The sequence below is a fragment of the Streptomyces sp. NPDC088350 genome, from assembly GCF_044753545.1.
Classification (GTDB): domain Bacteria; phylum Actinomycetota; class Actinomycetes; order Streptomycetales; family Streptomycetaceae; genus Streptomyces.
Genome location: NZ_JBIVNL010000033.1, coordinates 1 through 4429 on the forward strand (window position 1 = coordinate 1; position 4429 = coordinate 4429).

1 protein-coding gene and 1 pseudogene are annotated in these 4429 nt (G+C 70.1%); both read right to left on the reverse strand.

Going from position 1 to position 4429, the window contains the following annotated elements; all coding sequences use genetic code 11:
- Positions 1 to 1766, reverse strand: a pseudogene (locus ACIQBL_RS48045) (type I polyketide synthase); the annotation flags it as partial.
- An 18-nt stretch (positions 1767 to 1784) separates the two neighbouring features.
- On the reverse strand, positions 1785 to 4429 hold a 2645-nt coding region (locus ACIQBL_RS48050; RefSeq protein WP_401955361.1), incomplete at its 5' end, for a type I polyketide synthase.

Below are 4429 nucleotides of genomic sequence, written 5' to 3' on the forward strand. Positions count from 1 at the left end.
CCCATACACTCCGCAAACACCGGGCACGACTCCAGCAACTCCGCACCCATCCCCACCCACTGCCACCCCTGACCAGGAAAAACAAACACCACCCGGCCCGACACACCCACCCGGCCCACCACCAGACCGGCACCCTCCACCACCGCGCCCAACCCCGCCAACACCTCACCCCGGTCCCCCGCCACCACCACCGCACGATCCGACAACCCCGCACGCGACACCACCAAGGAACGCGCCACCTCACCCAGATCCACACCCGGGTGACGTTCGACGAAGTCCAGCAACCGCTCCGCCTGTGCCCGCAGGGCCGCGTCACCCCGCCCCGACACCAGCAGCGGCACCACACCACCCAACGGGTCAGAGACGTCCTCCCCCGACCGTTCCGGAGCCTGCTCCAGGATCACGTGAGCATTCGTCCCACTCACCCCGAACCCCGACACCCCCACCCGACGCGGACGACCCACCTCCGGCCACGGCTGCTCCTCGGTCAGCAACTCCACCGCACCCGCCGACCAATCCACCTCCGCCGTCGGCTCATCCACATGCAACGTCCGCGGCAACACCCCATGCCGCAACGCCATCACCATCTTGATCACACCAGCCACACCAGCAGCCGCCTGCGCATGACCGATATTCGACTTCAACGACCCCAACCACAACGGCCGCCCCTCCGGCCGCCCCTGGCCATACGTAGCCAGCAAGGCCTGCGCCTCGATCGGGTCGCCCAGTGTGGTGCCCGTGCCGTGCCCCTCCACCACATCCACATCGGAGGGTGCGAGGTGGGCAGCGTTCAACGCATCGCGGATGACCCGCTGCTGCGACGGACCGTTCGGCGCCGTCAGACCATTCGACGCACCGTCCTGATTCACCGCACTGCCCCGCACCACCGCCAACACCCGGTGACCGTTGCGCTGCGCATCCGACAAGCGCTCCACCACCAGTACGCCCACGCCCTCGGCCCACCCGGTGCCGTCCGCCGCAGCCCCGTATGCCTTGCAGCGGCCGTCCTCGGCCATGCCTCGCTGCCGCGAGAAGCCGATGAAGACACTCGGGGTGGACATGACGGTGGCCCCTCCCACCAGCGCCATCGAGCACTCCCCCAACCGCAGGGCCTGTGCGGCCAGATGCAAGCCCACCAGCGAAGAAGAACATGCCGTGTCGATCGTCATCGCCGGGCCCTCGAAGCCCAGCGCATAGGCGACCCGGCCGGTGAGCACGCTCGCTGAGCTGCCGGTCATCAGGTAGCCCTCGACCCCCTCGGGGACCGTGTCGACATGGGTGGCGTAGTCCTGATTGAGAGTGCCGAAGTAGACACCGACATCCCTGCCCCGCAACGTCGTCGGGTCGATCCCCGCCCGCTCCAACGCCTCCCACGACGTCTCCAACAACAACCTCTGCTGCGGATCCATCGCCAACGCCTCACGCGGCGAAATCCCGAAGAACCCCGCGTCGAACTCCCCCGCATCACGCAGGAATCCACCCTCACGGACATAGCTGGTGCCGGGGTGATCCGGATCCGGATCGAAGAGGTTGTCCAGGTCCCAGCCGCGGTCCTCCGGGAACCCACCGACCGCGTCACCGCCGGCCGCCACCAGCTCCCACAGCTCCTCCGGCGACGTCACACCGCCCGGCAGCCGGCACGCCATCCCCACAATCGCGATCGGCTCCGACTGTCCGGCCTCGATCTCGGTGAGCCGCTGCCGCGCCTGGTGCAGGTCGGCGGTCACGCGCTTGAGGTACCGGACCAGCTTCTCTTCGTTGTCCACCGGAGGTCACCTTCCCTTTCACTCGTAGGCGCGGTCGGAATCCGACGGGTCGACGATTCCGAACTCCTCGTCGATGAAGGCCAGTACGTCGTCAACCGACGCCGCCTCGAGCGTCATCTGGATGTCGGTGTCTCCGGCCGGTCCGGGGGCATCGGAGCTGAGCTTGGCCACCAGGGCGCGGAGTCGGGCGGCTGCGGCCGTGTCCTTGGCGTGGTCCAGTGAGCGGGCGGCCACCAGTTCCTCCAGCCTCGCTACTTCGGCGAGCACCGGATCCTGTGTGGTGTCGGCGGCCAGGCGGGTGTTCAGGTCGTCCGCCAGCGTCGAGGGCGTGGGGAAGTCGAAGGCGAAGGTGGCAGGCAGCCGCAGCCCGGTTCGGGCCAGGAGCCGGTCCCGTAGCTCTATCACCGTCAGCGAGTCGAAACCGACGTCCGTGAAAGCGGTACCGGGGCTGATACGACCGACCGAGCCGTAGCCGAGCACGTGTGCCGCCTCCTGCCGGACCAGGTCGAGGAGAATCGCCTGCCGGTCTGCGGGGCCCGCTCCGGCCAGCCGTGCGGTGAGCGCGTCGGTGTTGTGAGCAGGTGCCGACCGGGCTTTCTGCCGGAGTTGTCGGGGCTGGGGTACCAGTCCACGCAGCAGCGGCGGCACCGCCCCGGTGGCCGTGGCCTGGGCGCGCAACGCGCCGAGGTCCAGCTTCATCGGCAGCATCACCGGTTCGGTCGTTCGCAGGGCGATGTCGAACAGTTCCATGCCCTCGGCCGAGGACAGGGCGGCGAGTCCGTCGCGTGCCAGTCGCCGGTGGTCGGTATCGCCGAGTCGGGCGGTCATCCCCACGTCCTGGGACCACATGCCCCAGCCGAGGGAGACGGCGGTCAGCCCCTGGGCGGCCCGGTGCTGTGCGAGCGCGTCGAGGTAGGCGTTGGCGGCGGCGTAGTTGCCCTGCCCCGAACTGCCGAAGGTGCCGGCGGCGGAGGAGAAGAGAACGAAGGCGGACAGGTCCAGGTCGCGGGTCAGCTCATGGAGGTGGAGCGCACCGTCCGCCTTCGCCCGGAAGACCGCGTCCATCCGCTCCGGCGTCAACGCCGTCAGCACACCGTCGTCCAGAATGCCGGCCGTATGGACCACCGCCGTCAACGGAGCGTCGTCCGGGATCTCGTCAAGCAGCTGAGCCAACGCCCCCCTGTCCCCCACATCGCAGGCCACGATCCGCACCCGCGCGCCCGCCCCCGCCAACTCCGCCTCCAGCTCGGCGGCACCGGCGGCCTTCTCCCCGCTTCGACTCGCCAACACCAGATTCCGCGCACCGTGCGCCGCCACCAGATGCCGGGCCACCACCCCGCCCAACGCACCCGTACCACCGGTCACCAACACCGTCCCACCAGGCTTCAAGCCACCCATCACGGCAGTGGCCTCGGTCTCGGGCAGCGCTCCGACGCGGACGAGCCGCCGCAGGTAGCACGCACCCGCGCGGACCGCGGCCTGAGTCTCGTCGGCGGTGAACAGGGCGGGCACGAGAGCGCTCAGCGCCGAACGCGAGGCCGGCTCGTCGTCGATGTCCACCAGCACGATCCGTCCGGCGTTCTCCGACTGTGCGGTGCCGACCAGTCCCCATACGGCGCCGATCGCCGGGTCGACCGTTTCGGCCGGCTCGACGGCGACCGCATGCCTGGTCAGTACGACCATCCGCGTACTGTCCAGCGCGGGTTCGGTCGACCACGCCTGTACGACCTCCAGCACGCGGCTGGTCAGCTCGCGCACACTGCCGGTGCCGGTCACCTCCACCGTCAAGGTGAGGACCGGGCCGCCGCGCGCCACCAGGGCACGTACATCCTCGGCAGTGTTCACCGGCACCGTGTCGAGCGCGGTGCCGCCCGGGGGCAACGCCGTCTCCTGCCATGCCGGCCGCAGCAGACGCTCATGAGCCGGTTCGGTGTGGAACTGCTCGGGCTCGACCGGACGGGACACCATCGAACCCACCGACGCCACCGGGGCGCCTGTCTCATCGGCCAAGTCCAGCGTCAGGGTGTCCCCTCCGGTGGAGAGCACCCGTACCCGCAAGGCCGCGGCACCCGTGGCGTACAGCGCCACGTCTCGCCAGACGAAGGGAAGCATCGTCCCCCGGCCCGCGCGTTCCGCATCGTCCTGGAAGGCGGCCGCATGCATGGCCGAGTCGAGGAGTGCCGGGTGAAGTCCGAAGGCTGCCGCCTGGGCCCGGTGCTCCTCGGGGAGGGCAACTTCCGCGTATACGGCGCCGTCCGCGCGCCAGGCCGCCCGTACCCCCTGGAACACCGGACCGTACCGATATCCGGCCTGTTCCAGGCCGTCGTAGAGACCTTCGACCTCCGCCGGGTCCACGGCCACCGCGCCGGCCGGCGGCCACACCGACAGTCCCGCCCCAGGCGTGGATGCTTCAACAGCGCGTAAGGTTCCCGAAGCGTGCCGCGCCCAGGACGCGCCCGTGTCGGCGCCCTCGGCCCGTGAATACACCCGTACCCCGCGCCGGCCCGTCTCCTCGGGCGCCTGTACGCACACCCGTAACTGCACCGCCGCGCCCTCGGCCAACACCAACGGGGCCTCCATCACCAGCTCCTCGACCCCACCGCAGCCGACCTCGTCACCGGCCCGCACCGCCAACTCCACGAACGCCGCCCCGGGCAACAACA